Origin of the sequence: Streptomyces sp. NBC_00466, from assembly GCF_041433995.1 — a bacterium.
GTDB lineage: Bacteria > Actinomycetota > Actinomycetes > Streptomycetales > Streptomycetaceae > Streptomyces.
In genome coordinates this window covers 21,915-38,228 of the sequence record NZ_CP107897.1, presented here as the reverse complement: position 1 = coordinate 38,228, position 16,314 = coordinate 21,915, and the positions used below count along the sequence as shown (strand labels likewise).

At 68.5% G+C, this 16,314-nt stretch carries 13 protein-coding genes and 3 pseudogenes; 6 read left to right on the top strand and 10 right to left on the bottom strand.

Features of this window, described 5'->3' with window-relative positions; genetic code table 11:
* Positions 1-20 precede the first annotated feature (20 nt).
* Together OG210_RS32745 and OG210_RS32740 are read right to left on the bottom strand one after the other, a co-directional pair.
* A complete protein-coding gene (locus OG210_RS32745; RefSeq protein WP_328335979.1) occupies positions 21-2,153 on the bottom strand; it encodes a protein kinase in 2,133 nt (710 codons plus the stop codon).
* Entirely contained in the window at positions 2,150-4,336 is a 2,187-nt protein-coding gene (locus tag OG210_RS32740) for a protein kinase (RefSeq protein WP_328335980.1), read from the bottom strand. Before OG210_RS32740 ends, OG210_RS32745 begins: the two co-directional genes overlap by 4 nt.
* A 514-nt stretch (positions 4,337-4,850) precedes the next feature.
* Here OG210_RS32740 and OG210_RS32735 point away from each other — a divergent pair.
* Positions 4,851-5,468, top strand: coding sequence for a hypothetical protein (locus tag OG210_RS32735; protein ID WP_328335981.1), 618 nt, complete (start codon positions 4,851-4,853; stop codon positions 5,466-5,468).
* Between the two features lie 129 nt (positions 5,469-5,597).
* Here the strand turns inward: OG210_RS32735 and OG210_RS32730 are convergent.
* The 3 genes and pseudogenes from OG210_RS32730 to OG210_RS32720 all read right to left on the bottom strand — a co-directional run.
* Positions 5,598-6,706 (bottom strand): annotated as a pseudogene (locus OG210_RS32730) (ISL3 family transposase); the annotation flags it as partial.
* A 287-nt stretch (positions 6,707-6,993) separates the two neighbouring features.
* Positions 6,994-7,482 carry a hypothetical protein gene (locus OG210_RS32725; protein ID WP_328335982.1) on the bottom strand — a complete coding sequence of 163 codons (489 nt, stop codon included), beginning with the start codon at positions 7,480-7,482 and terminating at the stop codon, positions 6,994-6,996.
* 107 nt (positions 7,483-7,589) lie between these two features.
* Entirely contained in the window at positions 7,590-7,790 is a 201-nt protein-coding gene (locus OG210_RS32720) for a hypothetical protein (RefSeq protein ID WP_328335983.1), read from the bottom strand.
* Positions 7,791-7,827: 37 nt separating this feature from the next.
* Between OG210_RS32720 and OG210_RS32715 the strand changes: the two genes are divergently transcribed.
* Positions 7,828-8,040, top strand: coding sequence for a hypothetical protein (locus tag OG210_RS32715; RefSeq protein WP_328335984.1), 213 nt, complete (start codon positions 7,828-7,830; stop codon positions 8,038-8,040).
* Positions 8,041-8,082: 42 nt separating this feature from the next.
* On the opposite strand, the gene OG210_RS32710 is transcribed toward OG210_RS32715, so the two are convergent.
* Complete coding sequence (locus OG210_RS32710; protein WP_328335985.1) at positions 8,083-9,300, bottom strand: HEAT repeat domain-containing protein; 1,218 nt, start codon at positions 9,298-9,300, stop codon at positions 8,083-8,085.
* A 79-nt stretch (positions 9,301-9,379) separates the two neighbouring features.
* Entirely contained in the window at positions 9,380-9,583 is a 204-nt protein-coding gene (locus tag OG210_RS32705; RefSeq protein WP_328335986.1) for a hypothetical protein, read from the bottom strand.
* A 181-nt stretch (positions 9,584-9,764) separates the two neighbouring features.
* Between OG210_RS32705 and OG210_RS32700 the strand changes: the two are divergent.
* Together OG210_RS32700 and OG210_RS32695 are read left to right on the top strand one after the other, a co-directional pair.
* Positions 9,765-10,016 (top strand): annotated as a pseudogene (locus tag OG210_RS32700) (pyridoxamine 5'-phosphate oxidase family protein); the annotation flags it as partial.
* Between the two features lie 67 nt (positions 10,017-10,083).
* Positions 10,084-11,288, top strand: a protein-coding gene (locus OG210_RS32695; protein ID WP_328330467.1) for an IS3 family transposase whose coding sequence is annotated in 2 segments (ribosomal slippage) — positions 10,084-10,375 and positions 10,375-11,288 — 1,206 coding nt in all. Because the reading frame shifts where the segments join, the coding sequence is not laid out codon by codon here.
* A gap of 20 nt (positions 11,289-11,308) precedes the next feature.
* On the opposite strand, the gene istB is transcribed toward OG210_RS32695, so the two are convergent.
* The 3 genes and pseudogenes from istB to OG210_RS32680 form a co-directional block, all read right to left on the bottom strand.
* Entirely contained in the window at positions 11,309-11,998 is a 690-nt protein-coding gene (gene istB / locus OG210_RS32690) for an IS21-like element helper ATPase IstB (protein WP_331719765.1), read from the bottom strand.
* Positions 11,995-13,653: an IS21 family transposase gene (gene istA, locus OG210_RS32685; protein WP_328335996.1), complete on the bottom strand. Its 1,659-nt coding sequence runs from the start codon at positions 13,651-13,653 to the stop codon at positions 11,995-11,997. The genes istB and istA overlap by 4 nt, the downstream gene beginning before the upstream one ends.
* A 149-nt stretch (positions 13,654-13,802) precedes the next feature.
* Positions 13,803-15,016, bottom strand: a pseudogene (locus OG210_RS32680) (helicase-related protein); the annotation flags it as partial.
* Here OG210_RS32680 and OG210_RS32675 point away from each other — a divergent pair.
* Positions 15,012-15,410: a hypothetical protein gene (locus OG210_RS32675; RefSeq protein ID WP_328335997.1), complete on the top strand. Its 399-nt coding sequence runs from the start codon at positions 15,012-15,014 to the stop codon at positions 15,408-15,410. The pseudogene OG210_RS32680 and the gene OG210_RS32675 sit on opposite strands and share 5 nt — an antisense overlap.
* 189 nt (positions 15,411-15,599) lie before the next feature.
* Entirely contained in the window at positions 15,600-16,307 is a 708-nt protein-coding gene (locus OG210_RS32670) for a Crp/Fnr family transcriptional regulator (protein ID WP_134656225.1), read from the top strand.
* The last annotated feature ends 7 nt before the right edge of the window (positions 16,308-16,314 follow it).

Genomic DNA, 16,314 nt, shown 5'->3' with positions numbered 1-16,314 from the left:
GTGAACCTTTCGGAGGCGTGTCAGCTGCTGGGCAGGTGGTAGGCGGTCAGCGTGGTCCCGTAGCCGATCAGCAGGGTCGAGTCCTGGAGCAGGACCTTCGGGTCGCCCGGTTGCCGGGCGAAGGTCTGCTGCCACTGCGGGGTGCCGCCAGTGGCGGTGAGCGCCTGCAGGATGATTCCGCCGGCAGCGGTGGGTGCGGTGAGGAGGACTAACTTCCCGGCGGAGCCCCGGATGGTGGCAGCGCCTTGGAGCGACTGCCAGGTCCAGGCGGTACGCCCGGTGTGCAGGTTGGTGCCGGACGCGCCCTTTGGCCCGCCCAGGACGAGTATCCCTGCCGCGTCCGCGCTCCCGGTGACGATGCCGCTGTGCTGTCCGCTCCAGAGCCGGGTGCCATGGGCGGAGTCGAAGCCCGCCATAGTGACCCGGCCGTTCAAAGCCGTCCCGGTTCCGGGCGGTAGGCAGGTGACCACGTCCTGGCGGAGAGACAGCGAGCCCCAGTAGGACCCGAGGTCCATCGTTGCAGGGGTCGGCGGCAGGCCGGTGGGCCGACTCCAGACGGTGGTGCCGTCCTGGCCGTCCACCGCGGCGAGGGCCTGGTCCGAGGTCAGGGCGTATAGCCGGCTGCCGGTCGGCGGCGCGTACAGGTCCTGGGCGTTGAGCGACCATCGTTGCCGCCCGGTTGTGCGGTCGAGCGCCGTGAAGTGGGATTCGCCGCTCATGGCCGTGGCCTGATCAGGGGCACGCATCACGACCAGCAGGCCCGTCGAGGGCATGCCCTGGAGGAGGAAGGTGCTGCCGAGCGTGGCGTTGGCCCAGAGCTGGCCCCCGCCGGTCGCATCGTAGGCGTGCAGCGCGCTGTCCTTGCCGGTGACCAGCAGCAGGCCGGGCATCGGCAGGGCCACGTTCTGCGCACCGGGAACGGTTTCGGCCCAACGCCAGAGCGTCGTGCCGTTGCGGGCGTCGCGCGCCTGCACCACGCCGGCCGAGTCCACGGTCCAGACCCTGCTGCCGTCGCCGACCGAGAGAATGCCGGTCTCCGCGTCGCTGCTCCACAGCGTCCGCCCATCGGCGCGTGCGTAGCCGACCACTCCGGTGCGGTCCGCGCACACCATCGCTGTCGGCCCGCAGCCGACAGGAGCCATTCCGGTCCGCGGGAGCGTGACCGACCAGGCCGTCGGGGGTGCGCCGTCGGCCGGGGCGGGCCACAAAGCCCGGGTGGCGCCTCCCGCGGCGGCCGTGGCGAGCAGGGCTCCGCCCAGGACGAGCAGGCGGCGCCGGGTGCCGTCCGGGTCTCTCAGTGTTTGGGCCAAGTGTCGCTCGCGTTGGCGCACTGTCCGCTCGGCCTCGCCCATCCAGTCGGTGCCGACCGCCGGACCGTGTCGGAAGACTGCGGCGAGTTCGGTCGGTGCGGGCCGCCGGGCCGGGTCCCGGTCCAGGCAGCGCACCAGCAGCCCCACCAGTTCCGGTGGTACTCCGTCGAGGTCCGGGGGCTCCTCGGCGGACCGGTAGATCAGCGCCGCCGCAGGCCCCTCGCCGAAGGCTGGGCGGCCGGTGGCGGCGAAGGCCAGGACGGCGCCGAGTGAGAACAGGTCGCTGGAGGGGGCGAGGTCCTCACCCGCCGCGTGTTCGGGAGACATGAATCCGGGGGTGCCGATGGTCTCGCCGCTCACGGTGGGCGGCGCGTCGGCCGTCGGTTTGCTGATGCCGAAGTCGATGACCCTCGGGCCGTCCCGGGTGACCAGGATGTTCGAGGGCTTCAGGTCGCGGTGGATGATCCGGGCGCGGTGGATTGCGGTCAGCGCCTCCACCAGTCCCGCCCCCAGTACCTGTAGCGCGGGCCCGGTAAGGGGGCCATGCCGTGCCACTGCCTCGTGCAGGGACGGGCCGACGACGAACTCGGTCGCCAGCCAGGGGAGTTCCGCCTCGGTGTCTGCATCCACCAACGCCACGGTGTAGGCCCCGTTGACTGCCCTGGCCGCCGCCACCTCCTGGGTGAACCTACGCCGGAAATCGGCGTCGGCCGCGTACTGCTGCTGCACGGTCTTCACCGCGACGGGGCGTCCGCTGTCGGTGGTGGCCAGATAGACATTGCCCATACCGCCCGCGCCAAGTCGCCGCAGCACGCGGTACGGGCCGATGCTCCACGTGCTCATGCACCGTCTGCCCGAAAGGCTCGCAGGGTGGTGGCGGAGCCGCAGAAGAGCATTCCGCCCCTGGCCGCGGTGGTCCACCGGCCTTCGTCTGAGGCGGCCTTCGCCACCCAGCGGGTCGCGCCGTCGGCGGCGTCCAGGACGGCTGCTCCGGACGATCCGTCAAGCAGGGGCACGCCGAAGAAGCCGTCACCGGCTGACGGCGCTCGAAAGCCCGGGTCCGCGTTTACCCCGGTCGTCGCCTTCACAGTGGTGTGCCACAACCCCTTGCCGGTCGTGACGTCCAGGCAGTAGGCGGTGCCCTGAGCCCCGGAGAGGAGCAGCCGACCTGTCCCGAGCGCGCAGCCGAATACCGCCTGTGGGACCGTGGGAGCCGCCCAGCGCTGCTGCCCGGTGGCCGGGTCCAGGGCGACTACCACGACGCCCTGGACGACTAGTAGCAGTTCGCCGGTACGCAGCAGCCGCGATGGTCTCCCAGTATTCCCCGGTACAAGGCCGGTGACCTGCCAGTGGGACGCACCAGTGCGCAGGTCCACCGCGTGGATGACGCCGTTGTCCTCGTAGTAGCAGCGGCCGTCGGCGACCAGGCCCATCGAACTGCCGGAACCGCTCATCATCTCCTCCATGTGTCGGGCCGAACTCACTGCCATGATCTGGGCGATCTCTTGCTGCCACAGGACCGCCCCGCTGCTCAGCTCGGCCCCGGTCACGACCCCGCCACCGCTGAGGGAGGTCTGGCGCGCGAGCACCACCGTCCGACTGTCCGCGCCGAAGACCCGCAGGCTCATCGCGGCGTAGTCGCGCTGCGCGGCGGGCACGGTGAGCGGGCTCTGTTGGACCTCGCCCCCGGCGTTCAGCCACACCAGGTTCGCGAAGCCCATCGACGTCCCGTAGATCAGGTCGCTCTGCACCTGGAAGAACTGCACGTCCTGCCGGGACCAGACCCGATGCCCCGACGCCCCGTCGAAGCCGGCTGCGGCCAGCCCCTCGTTCCACCACACCGGGGTGGCGCCGACCATGGACAGCTGGTGAAGGACCGTCAGACCGCTGATCGGAGTGCTCCACAGTGGAGCCGGAGCGGAGGGCGGCGTGCCGGAGCCTGCCGGCGTCGCTCCCCACGCGTCTACGGCATTGCCCACCGGCCGGGCACCACGGCTGAGCAGCAGCGGCACGCCGACGGCGGCGGCCACGCCCGTGCCGAGCCCGGCGCCGAGCCCGAACAGGCCGCGGCGGCTGAGGGACTGCCAGGTCCGCACCGGCAGAGCGGGCGGATCGGCCTGTGGGGTGGCCAGATCGGCCCCGGCCTGCCATTCCCGGACCTCGAGGTCGGCGAGCAGTCCCGGGCTCAGTAACGACGCCGGATCGGCCGGGGCCAGTGCGCCCAGCACGGCCGTCGCGGTGGGCCGTCGGACGGGGTCCTTGGCCAGACAGGAGGCCACCATGGGGAGCAGTGTGGGCGGCACGCCGGAGAGGTCCGGGTCTTCGTAGACGACCCTCCGGTTGACCTGCGCGGGCTCACCGTCACCGAACGGCGTGCGGCCGGTGAGTGCGTACACCAGCAGGCAGCCGAGCGAGAACACGTCGGCCGCGCCGGTGGTGGTTGAGTCGGCGACGATGCGCTCGGGGGCGACATAGCCGGGTGTGCCGCACACCATGCCGGTCCGGGTCAGGTGCGCGGCGTCGAAAGCGCGGCTGATTCCGAAGTCGATGACGCGTGGACCGTCCCGCGCAATGAGCACATTGCCCGGCTTGAGATCGCGGTGCACCACCCCCGCCGCGTGGATCGCAGCCAGCGCCTCGGCGAGGGCGGCGCCCAGGGCCCGTGCTCCCGCCTCGCCGAGGGTGCCGAACCGCAGCACCACCTCGCCGAGGTCCGGTGCGGGTAAGTAGGACGTGGCCATCCAGGGCCGACGACCGCGCGGTTCCGCATCGACTACCGGCGGCGTGTGAAAGCCGGTCACCCGCCGCGCGGCCTCAACCTCCTGCTGGAAGCGGCGGTGGAACTGCGGGTCCTCGGTGTACTCGGCCCTGATCACCTTCACCGCGAGCAATCTCAACCCGGGCGAACGGGCCAGGTACACCTCCCCCATCCCGCCTGCGCCCAGTAATCGCAGCAACTGATGCGGGCCCACGAACACAGCCTGCTGTGCCCGCGTGCCCTTGGCGTTTCCGTCAGCCGCCACCATGCCTCCCCAGCGTGTTGCCGTCATCACAGGCAGACACAGTGACACGTGCAACTCATCCCGCGGTTCCCTTTCGCGCAATGGCCTGCTGTCCCACCGGCGGCCGGGCACGCTGCCAGCGGTCACCCGGGCCCCGAACCGGTCTGGCACGAGCCCGATGGCACCGTCGGCGGCGATCTGCCCCGGAGTGCCCGCACACCATGCGTCCCGTACCACGTTGCCGAAGAACCGCAGTTTTGCATCGCGGTCCTCACTGACGTCCACGCGACCGCAGCCACGACCCCATCGATGTGGTCAGCCTGGTGAGGGTGGCCGGCGACAGGTCGCCCGAACTGCCGAAAATGCTGCTCCATCGCGGGCACGAAGTCGCCGACGGCTTCAGCAGCAGACGAGCGGGAGGCGAGGAGCTTCGGCCCCCGAGCCCCGCCTGCCCGGCTCGGCCTGCCGCTCCCAACTCTGCTGCACCTGCTTCGGAAAGTCCCTGACACATAGCTGCCCACCCATGAAAGATGTCCGTATGGCAGACAGCGCAGCGCTCTTCGGTCTGATCGGCGTGGTCGGGGGAGCCGTACTGGGAGCGGGGGCCACCATCTTCTCGTCGGCCCTTCAAACCAGAACAGCGGAGCGTATCCGAAGACGCTCGCGTGCCGAGGAGGAGATGCGTCGGCTCATCGCCTTGCGTAAGAGCACCCGGGAGGCGTTGAAGTACCTGTCGGACACGGTGGAAAGCCTGGAGTCCGGCCAGTCGGCCTCCAGGGACGCGTTCATGGCCAACTGGCAAGTGAAACAAAGCGCCGTCACGGATGCGGCGGAGATGACGACGATCGATGGATTCGGCCTCGCGCTCTCCCCCGGCACCGAGGAGGCGATCCGCGGGCGGCAGCGCTCACGTCAACAGAGGTGGCCTCACCGACGCCAGCGGGGCCTATTGCAAGGTCGCCCAGGCATCGTCATCTCACTGGACATGACCGGATCCGCTGTCGGCGAGGCGCTTCGCGCCCAGGACCTTGGCACTGCCTTGGGCCCGGAGGATATGCGGCGGCTACGAGAACTGGTGACTCGCGCGGAAGAGAGCCGTTCGGCACTGCTGACCACCCTCCTGGACCGGATGGAAAACCTGCAGGCCGGGTCGTAGCCGGCGAGGTGCCAGTGAGCGGAGACGTCGTGGCCGAGGATCGTGGGCCAGCGATCGCGCAGGCCCAGGCGCGGGACTGTAAAACGTTCGGCTCTGTCTCACATTCGGTGGTGACTCAGTGTGGCGTGATCCGAGGAGGATGCGGTGGCGAAGGAGGGTGAAGCCTGCTCGAAGGCATTCTGGCGGGCAATCCGCTTGGTCTTGGTGTTGACGCCCTCGGTCGGGCCGTTGCTGTACGGGCGTGTGAACGCGGCGATCACAGCGTCGCGGTCTCGCTCGAGACCGCGGGTGAAGGCGTGCAGATACGGCAGATCGGCCGCGCGGACCTGGGCGACCCATTGGTCGAGTGTGTCGGCGTTTTCTGGCTGAGGCTTCAGAAGTGGGGCGAAGGTCTCGATGTGGGCTGCCAGTTGGGTCAACTCGGGGCAGGCGGCGGTGAGCCGGGCCAGGAGATCGTGGTGCTCGGCCTTGAGGTTGTCGGGCCTGGTGAGGAGCATCCGGGCGAGTCTGCGTGCGGAGATATGGCTGCGGTCGGCGTCCGCGCGGCCTTGGTTGATGTACTTGTGCAAGAGGTTGAGGCAGCCCGTGAAGCCAAGGGCCTTGATCTCTTCGAAGAGGTGCTGGACAGGGACGGCGGGGTCGTCGGCCCGGCGTTTGCGCAGGTGCTCGCGGTAGGGATCGACGAGGCTGGCGCGGTATTTCGGGACGCGGAGCATCCGCTCGGGCCGGTCGGCTCGGGCATAGCGTTTGACGGTATTCAGGGCCAGCTGCAGACGACGGCCGCATTCGAGGAGGCCCACGCCCTGGTCGAGGAGGTCGTGGATCTGGTGCCAGCGTTCCAGGGTGGTCCGTGCACGGGGCCCCTCATACAGGGGCGCCTCCAGCACGGTGGCCCAGCAGGTGCTGTGCGCCTTGATCTCGCTCGAGGCGGCTTCGCACAGGTTGTGCCACAAATGCCAGCGGTCGCCGACCTGCACTGCATCGGGCAGAGCGCGGCGGATGGCCTCGGCGTAGGTCGCCGAGCCGTCACGGCACACGACCTCGACGCCCGGATGCTCGCGCAGCCAGGCTTCCAGGGTGTCAGCCGTGCGGTCGGGCAGCACGTCGATCCGCTCATGGGTCTCGGCGTCGATCACCACGGTGGCATAGCGGTGCCGCCGGCGCAGAGCGAAATCGTCGACGCCGATCACGCGGGGCACCCCTCCCGTGGGCAACGGGATCCGCAACAGGGCACGCAGGTCGGCGTCGCGGGCGTGATGTCGTAGGGCGACGGCGATGGGGTCCTTGCATGACCACGATGGGTGGGGCCCCGAATGGACTCAGGGTGGCTGCCACTGCGTACTCACGTGCAGAAAAGAGTCCTGCGACCACGTGCGCGATATCGGGGAGATGACGGTCGGCTGGGCAGGCCGGCACGACTCGCAGTACGAGCAGTACTTGACGCCGACTATGTTCTTCCCGGCGCTGTCCCTGCTCGAAAGACGCGACCTCACCGCGCGTGGGGGAGCACCGAGGTTCAGAGCAATCAGGAAGCTTCAGGCCGGCTGTTCGAGGTGTGGAGAGGCCAGATCTGGAGGAGCCATTCCTCGACACCCTCGTAGTAGAGTTCTTGACCGACTAGAGCAGCTGCTTCAGCGCGCCCCTTGCAATGGGCTCGCAGTCGTACAGGACCTACAGCTCCAACTCGCATGGCCGCATCAGTGGGGCCGTCCCATTCGCGCAGCTCTACAGTCCCCGTTTCGCTGAGGAAGTCGACCTCCTGGACCACTTCCCAGGCTGTCTCCTCTCGTATTCCCGGCTCCGTCGGCCACACCTCAACCCGCACCTTCGGATAGAAGTCGTTGCCTCCGGTCGTGAAGAGCACTCCGCGGCCGGCGGCAACCACGATCTCACCGGCCTGCGGCCAGCTCTCCGGAACTTCGAGTAGGGCTCCGTCATCGACGAGCTTGAACTGGCGATATTCGATGCGGGGCATGGCCTCTTTAGTTGCCGACGGTAGTGCGGCGCTGGTCATGGGTGCTCTCCTTCACCAGAGCCGCTGCGGCCTCATTGACAGCCGCTCACTGTAGTACTGACTACGGGTTCACGATGACGCAGAGCCGTGTTCATGCCCTGAGCTGGTCAAGATGGCGACGCCGTCAGCAAGCCGTCGCCCGTCATTGCCACTACCCCGCGATGGTGTTCGTGATGAACGACGGCGGCCGCTTCCACCGCAGGCACCTGCTCGCCGAAGCCCGCCGCCACCTCGCCCTCGTCCTGCGCGGCCGACGCCGCGAGCCGGGCCTGGACGACCGGATCGTGGCCGCCGCCATCTCCACTCACTGCGTGGACATCAGCGAGCCGAAGAGCACCTATTTCGATGGGGGAGGAATCTCCGTCCCGGCACGCTGGCGCCGACGCGGGCCTCCTGACGGCCCGGCAGGCGGAGTACCTCGACTACGGTCGGCAGATCCGCAACGGCATGGTGCACGGCCGGACCACGCACGTAGTGATGCCGCCGGCCATGGCGGTGCCGATGGTGACGACGTCGTTCGCGATCGTCTCCGAGCTCTGCGCGGCGCCCACCGGGTGATCACGGCTCGGTAACGGTGCTCAGGTGAGTTGGTGGGGCGCGTCATTCGAACCGTGCGGTATTCCTGCCGGGTGCTGCCGACCCAGTGAGGAGTGCCTTGATGGCGCCCCGGTCTGCGGGAAGGCCAATGTCGTCGAACCATGAGGTGATGAGGTGGGTGTGCCGCCAACACACGTCGCGGTCGGCGAGAGCGTTCAGGTAGCGGTGCTGAGCGAGAGTGAGGTTGGTGCCCTGGTTGTAGCCGGAAGGGAAAGCTGTTGCGAGGAGCGGTCCCCAGTCCTTGGCGATGGTGAGGTTGCTGCAGAACGGCACGGAGGCCATGGCGGCAGGCAGGAGCTCCTCGAAGTCGGCAGCGCGTTCGGTGGCCGCGGACAGAAGGGCATATCGCAGCCGGCCTTCGATATGTGGAAGCGGTTCTCCGGCCCAGGGGTCGGCGGCGGTGGGTTCGAGGAACCAGGAGTCGATGACTACGGGTTCGAGTAGAGCGCGGAGGATCGTTCGCGTCGCGTTGGTGTTGTCGGCGCATGCCGGTGACAGGGCCGCGCAGGCGCGGATGGCGGGGTCGGGGTCCTCGAGCCAGGTCGTGGTGTCCTGGCCCCAGGCACCGATGGTCAAGACGGTACTGGCGCGTTCACGCCGGTCGGGACTCTCGGTGAGTAGCCGCCGGAGAACCTGGGTGGTTCCGGAGATACGACTCGCCAGCTCGGGAGATTGAAGGAGCGCTGCGGTGGCGCTGAGGGCGGCCGCACGGACGGTGGGGTCAGGGGCCAAGAGGTGAGCGGAAACGGCGTCGTGGATCGTGCCGCGGACGGCGCGGACCGCATCGGTAACGCCCGGATCGTTGCCGTCCTCCTCCTCGTCGCTCGTCTCGCCGTAGGCCGCCGAATCCGCGATCTGACCCAGCCATTCCAGCAAGGCGGCACGTAGAGGTCGAGGCTGGTCATCCCAGGTGAAGTAGTTCTCGTGGCGGGCCAGAGTGCGGGGGTCGTTCAACACTGCGGATACGTACAGTGCGGCTGGCGCCGTCGCGCTGTACAAGGACTCTTGGTGGAGGACGGACATGTCCAGCTGCTCAAGTGCCCCCGCTTGAACCTCCGGGTCCTCGTCCAGGAGTTGAAGCAGGCGAAGTGGGGTGTCCTGCGCTACTCCGTAGGCATGCTCCAGTCCGGTCCAGTCCGTTCCCTCGATCACGGAACGTGGATCAGGCAATGGCACATGGAGTTTCTGATCGGCACTTTGGTAGTCATCCTGGCTCGTCACAGGGCAAGGATCGCCTCTGCCACTGACATGCCTTGCGGCCGGGCAGGGGAGGGACTTCAGCAAGCCCGCCCCTGAGGTGCTACTCCGTCTGCACAGTGAGGGAAGCGTCACTCGGAGGGTGCCCGGCTTTGCGGCGAGCTGCGAGGTAGGCGCTCCAGTCCGGTGCGGCTCGGCGGTGCCACTGTTCGGCGGTGACCACGTGCATGCCGGTAAGCGAGGCGAGGACTGCTGCGGGCAGGTCCTGCGCGAGGTTCATCAGCGCGGTGGTGCGTCCGGCATTCACGTGGATTCCGGCTTGGTTGAGGCTTCTCACGATGGAGGCGGGGGCAGGCGGATTCCAGGGATCGTCGCAACACTTTGTGTGTTGCGACGATCCTAGTGAGTCGGCAGGCACCACTTGCCCTGAGGGACGTAGGTCAAAGGTCGGGGTGTCCGGTCGCAGACCGGAGAACGACCATGGAGACGTGACTTCTTCGCCCTTTGACATTGATGTTTTCCTCAGTCAGCCACTCACCGCCCGCGTGGCGACTGACGGGCCGACCGTGCGGCCCGTGTGGTTCGTGTGGGAGGAGGGTGCCTTCTGGATACTGACTGGGCCATGGACCAAGCTCTTCCACCGGGTGAGCGCAGAACCACGGATCGCCCTTGTCGTGGACGTGTGTGACGTCGCTACTGGCCTTGTCCGTCAGGTCATTGCTCGGGGGCGTGCTGAACTTGGGGCCTTGACCCCTGATGTTGGACACACGAGACACTGGATCCTGAGGATCTGAGAACGGACATCTCGTGGTGATGAAGAACTATCCGCCGCAGTTCAAGGTGGACGCGGTCGCGCTGTACGAGTCGCGGCCGGAAGCGACGATCAGGTCGGTCGCAGCCGATCTGGGGATCAACCCGGAGACGCTGCGGAACTGGGTTCGGGCAGCCGGGGTGAGCCGTCCCCGAGGACGTCGGACGCAGGAACCCTCTCAGCCGCCGGCCCCGTTGGAGGCGGAGAACGCCGCCCTGCGGAAGAAGGTCCGCGAGCTGGAGGAGGAACGCGAGATCCTGCGCAAAGCGGCGAAGTATTTCGCCGGGGAGACGCGCTGGTGAACCGCTTCCAGTGTGTCGCTGACCTCCAGCGCCGTTACGGCGTGAAGCGGCTCTGCAGCATCCTTGGCGTCAGCCGCTCGAGCTTCTACTACTGGCGCCGGACAGCCACGGACCGGGCCGCCCGGCAGGTGGCCGACGCCCGCCTGGCCGCCCGGATACGGGCGGTGCACCAGGAATCGGACGGCACCTACGGAGCCCCGAGGATCACCGCCGAGCTGCGCGAGGAGAACGGTGCGGCGGTCAACCACAAGCGGGTCGCCAGGATCATGCGGGAGTCGGGAATCGAAGGGGTCCGGTTGCGCCGACGGCACCGCACCACCGTCCCCGATCCGGCTGCGACCAAGGCGCCGGACCTGATCCGCCGCGACTTCACCGCGGACAAGCCGAACACGAAGTACGTCGGCGACATCACTTACCTGCCTATCGAGGGCGGGAAGTTCTGCTATCTGGCGACCGTCATCGACCTCGCCTCGCGCCGTCTGGCCGGCTGGGCGATCGCCGGCCACATGCGCGCGGACCTCGTGACCGACGCCCTGGCCGCGGCGATCCGCACCCGCGGCAGCCTCGCCGGATCGATCATGCACACCGACCACGGAGCCCAGTACACGAGCAGGGCATTCGCCGAAGCATGCAGGTCAGCAGGGGTTCGGCGAAGCATGAGCTCGGTCGGGTCCAGCGCGGACAACGCACTCGCCGAGTCCTTCAACGCGACCTTCAAACGCGAGACCCTACAGGGACGAAAGAGCTGGCCGACCGAGCGCGAGGCCCGCCTCGACGCCTTCCGATGGCTCCACCGCTACAACACCCGACGCCGACACTCCCGCCTCGGACAACGATCACCAATCGACTTCGAGAACGCCTTCCACCGCACACCAACTACGCTGGCACAAGCCGCATAACCCGTGTTCAGGATTCGGGGTCAAGGCCCGAGCCTGGGATCCGTAAAGGTCTTGGTCCAGCCTCCAAAGGATTCGTTGGAGGCGATCGCCACAGAATTCTTTTCCTCACGCTCGGTCAATACCTGGAACAGCAGCTCCGCCCCGCGGCGGTCAAGTTCCATATAGCCGAGTTCATCAATACACAAAAGATCGACGCGGCCGTAGCGGGCGATGGTCTTGGCCAGCAGCTTCTCGTCGGCGGCCTCCACGAGTTCGTTGACGAGCTTGGTGGCCAGCACGTACTTCACCCGGTACTCGTGCATCGCGGCCTCGGTGCCCAGCGCGATGAGCAGATGGGACTTCCCGGTTCCGCTGTCGCCGATCAGACACAGCGGCAGGCCCTTCTTGACCCAGTCGCATTTGGCGAGGGTGTGGATGGCGGCCGGGTCGATGACGGGGTTGGCGTCGAAGTCGAACTGCCGGATCGACTTCTCGCGCGGAAAACCGGCCGCTTTGATCCGCCGCTCAGAACGCCGGCGGGCTCGGTCATCGCATTCGGACAGCAGCAGTTCGGCCAGGAACCCGCGATACGTCATCTGGTCCCGCGCCGCGGCTTCGGCCAGCTCCGGGTACTGGGAGCGGATGGTGGGCAGCCGGAGCATCCGGCACGCCTGGTCCACCGCGGTGTCGGCGGCCTGTTCGGTCAGTCCGCGGTTGCGCTTGGCGGTCACGGTGCCTCTTCCTGGTATGCCTGGCCGTCGGCGGGACGCCGGCGGAATCGCAGCAGCTGGTCGTAGGCGGCCACCGACGGCAGCGGCCTGGGGTCGGGCGGTAGCGCGGCCAGGCGGCGCTCGGTCAGCGAGGTCACCGTCGCCCCGCCGTCCACCCGGCGCGCGGGGATGCCCTGCTCGGCCGGCTGGTCGGCGCCCTGGTCGGCCTCGCCCCACTTGCGGGCCTCCAGGGCGACCGCGTCGGCGGTCAGCGCGCCGGCCCGCAGCGCGGTCGCGATCCCGGCCACCACGTGTTCGTGGACCATGTGCCGGTGCAGCAGCAACACCGAGATCAGTGCCCGGGTGCCCTCCGCGTCGCCGTGGGCGGTGCAGGCCGCCTGCCACCAGGCGTCGTGGACCGGGGTGAACTTGCCGGCCGACCTGGCCTGGTCCAGCGCGGTCGCCCCGGGCAGCGCGCCGGGCTTGCGGACCAGGGCCTCCAGGTAGTGGTCCAGCTCCAGGCGGGAGCCGCCCTTGGCGATCAGCCGCTCGTGGCGGGCGACTTCCCTGTGCGCGTCGTAGACCACGAGTTCGGAGGCGTGCAGCACGACCCGCACCATCCGGCCGATCAGCCGCACGGGCACCGAGTAGTGGTTGGTGCGCACGCTGATCTGGCTGTAGCGGTTCACCCGCAGCGAGGACACCAGTCCGGTCTCGAACTCCTCCTGCGGCAGCGGGACCAGCAGCGGGCGCTCGACGGCGAACATCTCACCGATGGTCAGCGCCCGCTGCATGATCCGGCGGGCGTCGTCCTCCTCATCCCAGCGCTCCACCATCGCGTTCAGCTCCGCCAGCGAGGCGACCTTCGGGACGGGGACCAGGTGGTTTCTGCGGAACCAGCCGATCTGGCCCTCGACTCCGCCCTTCTCGTGGGCGCCCTCGATGCCGGGATTGCAGTAGAAACTGTTGATCGAGAAATGGGACCGGAACGCCGTCCAGCGGTCGCTTTCCACCCTGCCCCGGGTGCGGCCCAGGACCTGGCTGACCGCGGCGCGCAGATTGTCGTAGCGGACCTTGCCGCGCGGCACGCCGCCCAGCACCTGAAGTGCGCGGACGTGGCCTTCCAGGAAGGCTTCCTGCCCGCACGAAGCGAAGATCTTGTGCACGGCCTTCCCACTGAACGAAAGGCGCAGCGAGAACAGGAACACCTTGGTCGAAACGCCGTTCAGGTGGATCCAGACGTCCCCGAAGTCGACCTCCGCCTCATCACCGGGGCGGTGGGTCTGCGGCACGAACGCCTGCGGCGGGCCCCGGCCCTCCTCGACACGGATCTCCGGGCGCCGCTGGAAGATGTAGGCGCGGACCATCGAATACGTCACGCCCTGCGCGTCGTGCTCGTCGATCAGCCGGTCGAAGACCCGCTTGACGGTATGCCGCTGCTTGCGCGGCGCGTCCAGATCCTCCCGCAGGATCCCGTCGATCGTCGCCTTGAACGGATCCAGGCGCGAGATCCGGGGCGGAAGCTGCTTGCGCGGTGCCGGCCACACCGACTCCAGCGCCATCGCGACCGTCCGGCGGCCCACCCCGTACTTGACCGACAACGCCCTGCTGGACAGCCCTTCGACCCGAGCGTCATGGCGGATCGCCGCGTACAACTCGACCTTCGAAACGGGCACTTGAGCCACCCAGCGCTAGCCGATGCACCCCGATACTCCCACCACAAGCCCCCCGGTGGAGTCAAAACTCACCGACACCAACTCTCTGCCGACGGCACTGGAGTCAGAACCCACCAACAACTGGCCTCAACTCTCACCTACAAAGCCAGGACGCGCAGGTCGCCGTGCTCGCGGGCGTAGATCACGGCCGCCTCCACACCGCGCCGCCAGTGCTCGTGCTCCGGGTTCACGACGCGCAGGTTGATGAACGCCGCGAGGGCGGCCGGGTCGCGGGGCGTGGAGAACTTCAGCAGGGCCTTGGCGGGGGCACTGACGCCCCCGGAGTCCTCGCCGCTCCCGCCCGTGCTCTTCCCGCTCTCGTCCTTCCTGACGGGCTTGTAGCGGCTCGGGGCCTGCTGCTCCGCGAGGCTCTCCACTATCCTCGCGTCATGCGCCCGCAGCGCCTCCAGCAGCTTGGCCAGCCCGCCGAACGCCCGGGAGGTGAGCATGTTGTCGGCCGTCTCGCCTGGCCCGAGCAGCACTGGCACGACCAGGCTGGCCAGCTTGCCCTCGCCCGGCTGCATCCGCAGGGCCCGGCCCACGGCCTGGACCAGGTCGGGCATGGAGCCGCGTACGTCTGCCCAGTACACGGAGTCACATTTTTTGGTGTCTACGCCCTCGCCCAGGACCTTCACCGAGCACAGGAAGCACTTCTCCACCACGGTGCCGTCGACGGCGATCCCGGCCGCGAACTCCCCGAGCAGCCGGCGCCGGTGGAGCGGCTTGTGGTCGCCGCACAGCCATCCGACCAGATCGTCTTGGGGTACAGCTCCGGGTCGGACGCGTGCAGCTGCGCGGCTACGCCGGGGAGACCGGCCGCGAACGCTTCGGCCTCCTTAACGACGTGATGGAAGACGAGCGTGCGCCGGAAGTTCTCCTCCGCTGATGCCTTCACCAGGGCGGTCTGGAGGGCAGCAAGCCGTGCCCCGCGGACTTGTTCGGATCGGCCTTCAGCGCCCAGGAGCTGCGCGGCCTGGAGTGCGGTGTCGGTGATGTCGACGCATACGACCTGGTAGGGGGCACAAATTCCCCGGTCGATGGCCTCCGAGAGCGTCAAAGTGAACGCCCTGCTGCCGAAGGGGCCCTCGGGGTCGTCTTCCATGCTCGCGACCAGCTCGCCGGGTGCGCCGGCCTCGTCCTCGTCTCCGAGCTGCCACAGCCGGGGCGTGGCCGTCATGTAGAGGCGACGCAGGGAGGGGATCTTCTGATTGTCGTGGACGACCGCCCACGGCTTCCCGATCCGGCCCGAAACGCGGTGGGCCTCGTCCACGACGATCAGGTCCCAAGCCGCGAGGCCCCCGGCGTGCGCCCGCTCCAGCGTGCTGGAGACCTTCGGCACCGCCGTGGTGGTCAAGGTTCTCACCCACTGGACCGACCTGGTTGAGGCGATGGTCGATGTCGTCGCGGGGCGCGCGAGCAGCTGGTCGTCACCGGCTTCCGGTCGCGGGAGAAGGCGTATCTGGCGGCGATCGAGACGGCGGTGGCCCAGCAGCCGGACCTGGTCCACTACCGCGTGCTGTGCGGCGCTCGCCGATCACCTGCTGCGGCTGCTGGAGTTGCGCGATCCGTCCGCGCGCCGCAACGGCGTCAAGACGCTCCACATCGGGATGGTGGAGCCCACCGAGGCGCTGGAGAGGTTCTTCGTCGCCTCCGAGACCGCGGCGGTGGTGTCGCTGCCGTCCTTCCACGGGTCGGAGGGCTTCGATTGCGGCACTTAGCTTGGCCCGGCGGGTACACGTCGGCATCCCGCCCTCTGGGACGACGGCACCAGCTCCTCGAGCGAATGCTGGGCTCTCCCGGCGTGCGGCAGGTCCTTGCTGCGGAGGGTGAGAATCGTCTTGGACTTTGTGCGGACGGGCACGATGATGACCGGCACGCCCAACGCGGACAGACACGGGGAAGTACACATGGATGCGCCGATCGGATCCGAAGAATGGCCCGCGCGCAGCCTGCTCGGGCTGCTGTCGCTCCCGGCCCGGCGGGAACTTCTCGGACTGGGCACCCGGGTACGGTTCGAGGCGGGATCCGTGCTCCTCAGTGAGGGAATGAACGACCAGCACGTACTGCTGCTGCTGTCCGGTTTCGCCAAGGTCACCGCGACCGTGGAGAACGGTGAGAGTTCGCTCCTTGCGGTCAGGGCAGCCGGGGACACCGTGGGCGAGATGGCTTCGATGACAGGCGCTCCGCGCTCCGCAACGGTCACCGCCTGCGGTCCGCTGACCGCTAGAGTGCTGCCCAGCGGCGTATTGCGGGAATTGCTTCTGCGCCGCCCGGAGGTCTCCATGACCCTGACCGCCATCGTGGCCGAACGGCTGCGCTGGGCGAACCAGCGGCGGTTGGACTTCCGCGGGTACCCGGCAAAAGTACGTCTGGCCCGGCTGCTGGTGGAACTGGCCGCCTCCTACGGATCGCCGGTGGCCGGAGGCGTGGTCGTCAGCTGTCGGCTGACGCAGCCGGAGGTGGCCACCTTGGTCGGCGCTGCCGAGACCACCATCCACAAGGTCCTGCGTGAACTGCGCGACGAGGGCCTGTTGAAGACCGGTTACCGCGCCACCGTGATCCGTGACCTGCCCCGGCTCAGACGTTTGGCGGACCTGGCGGACGAACCGCGTTGAACGGCAC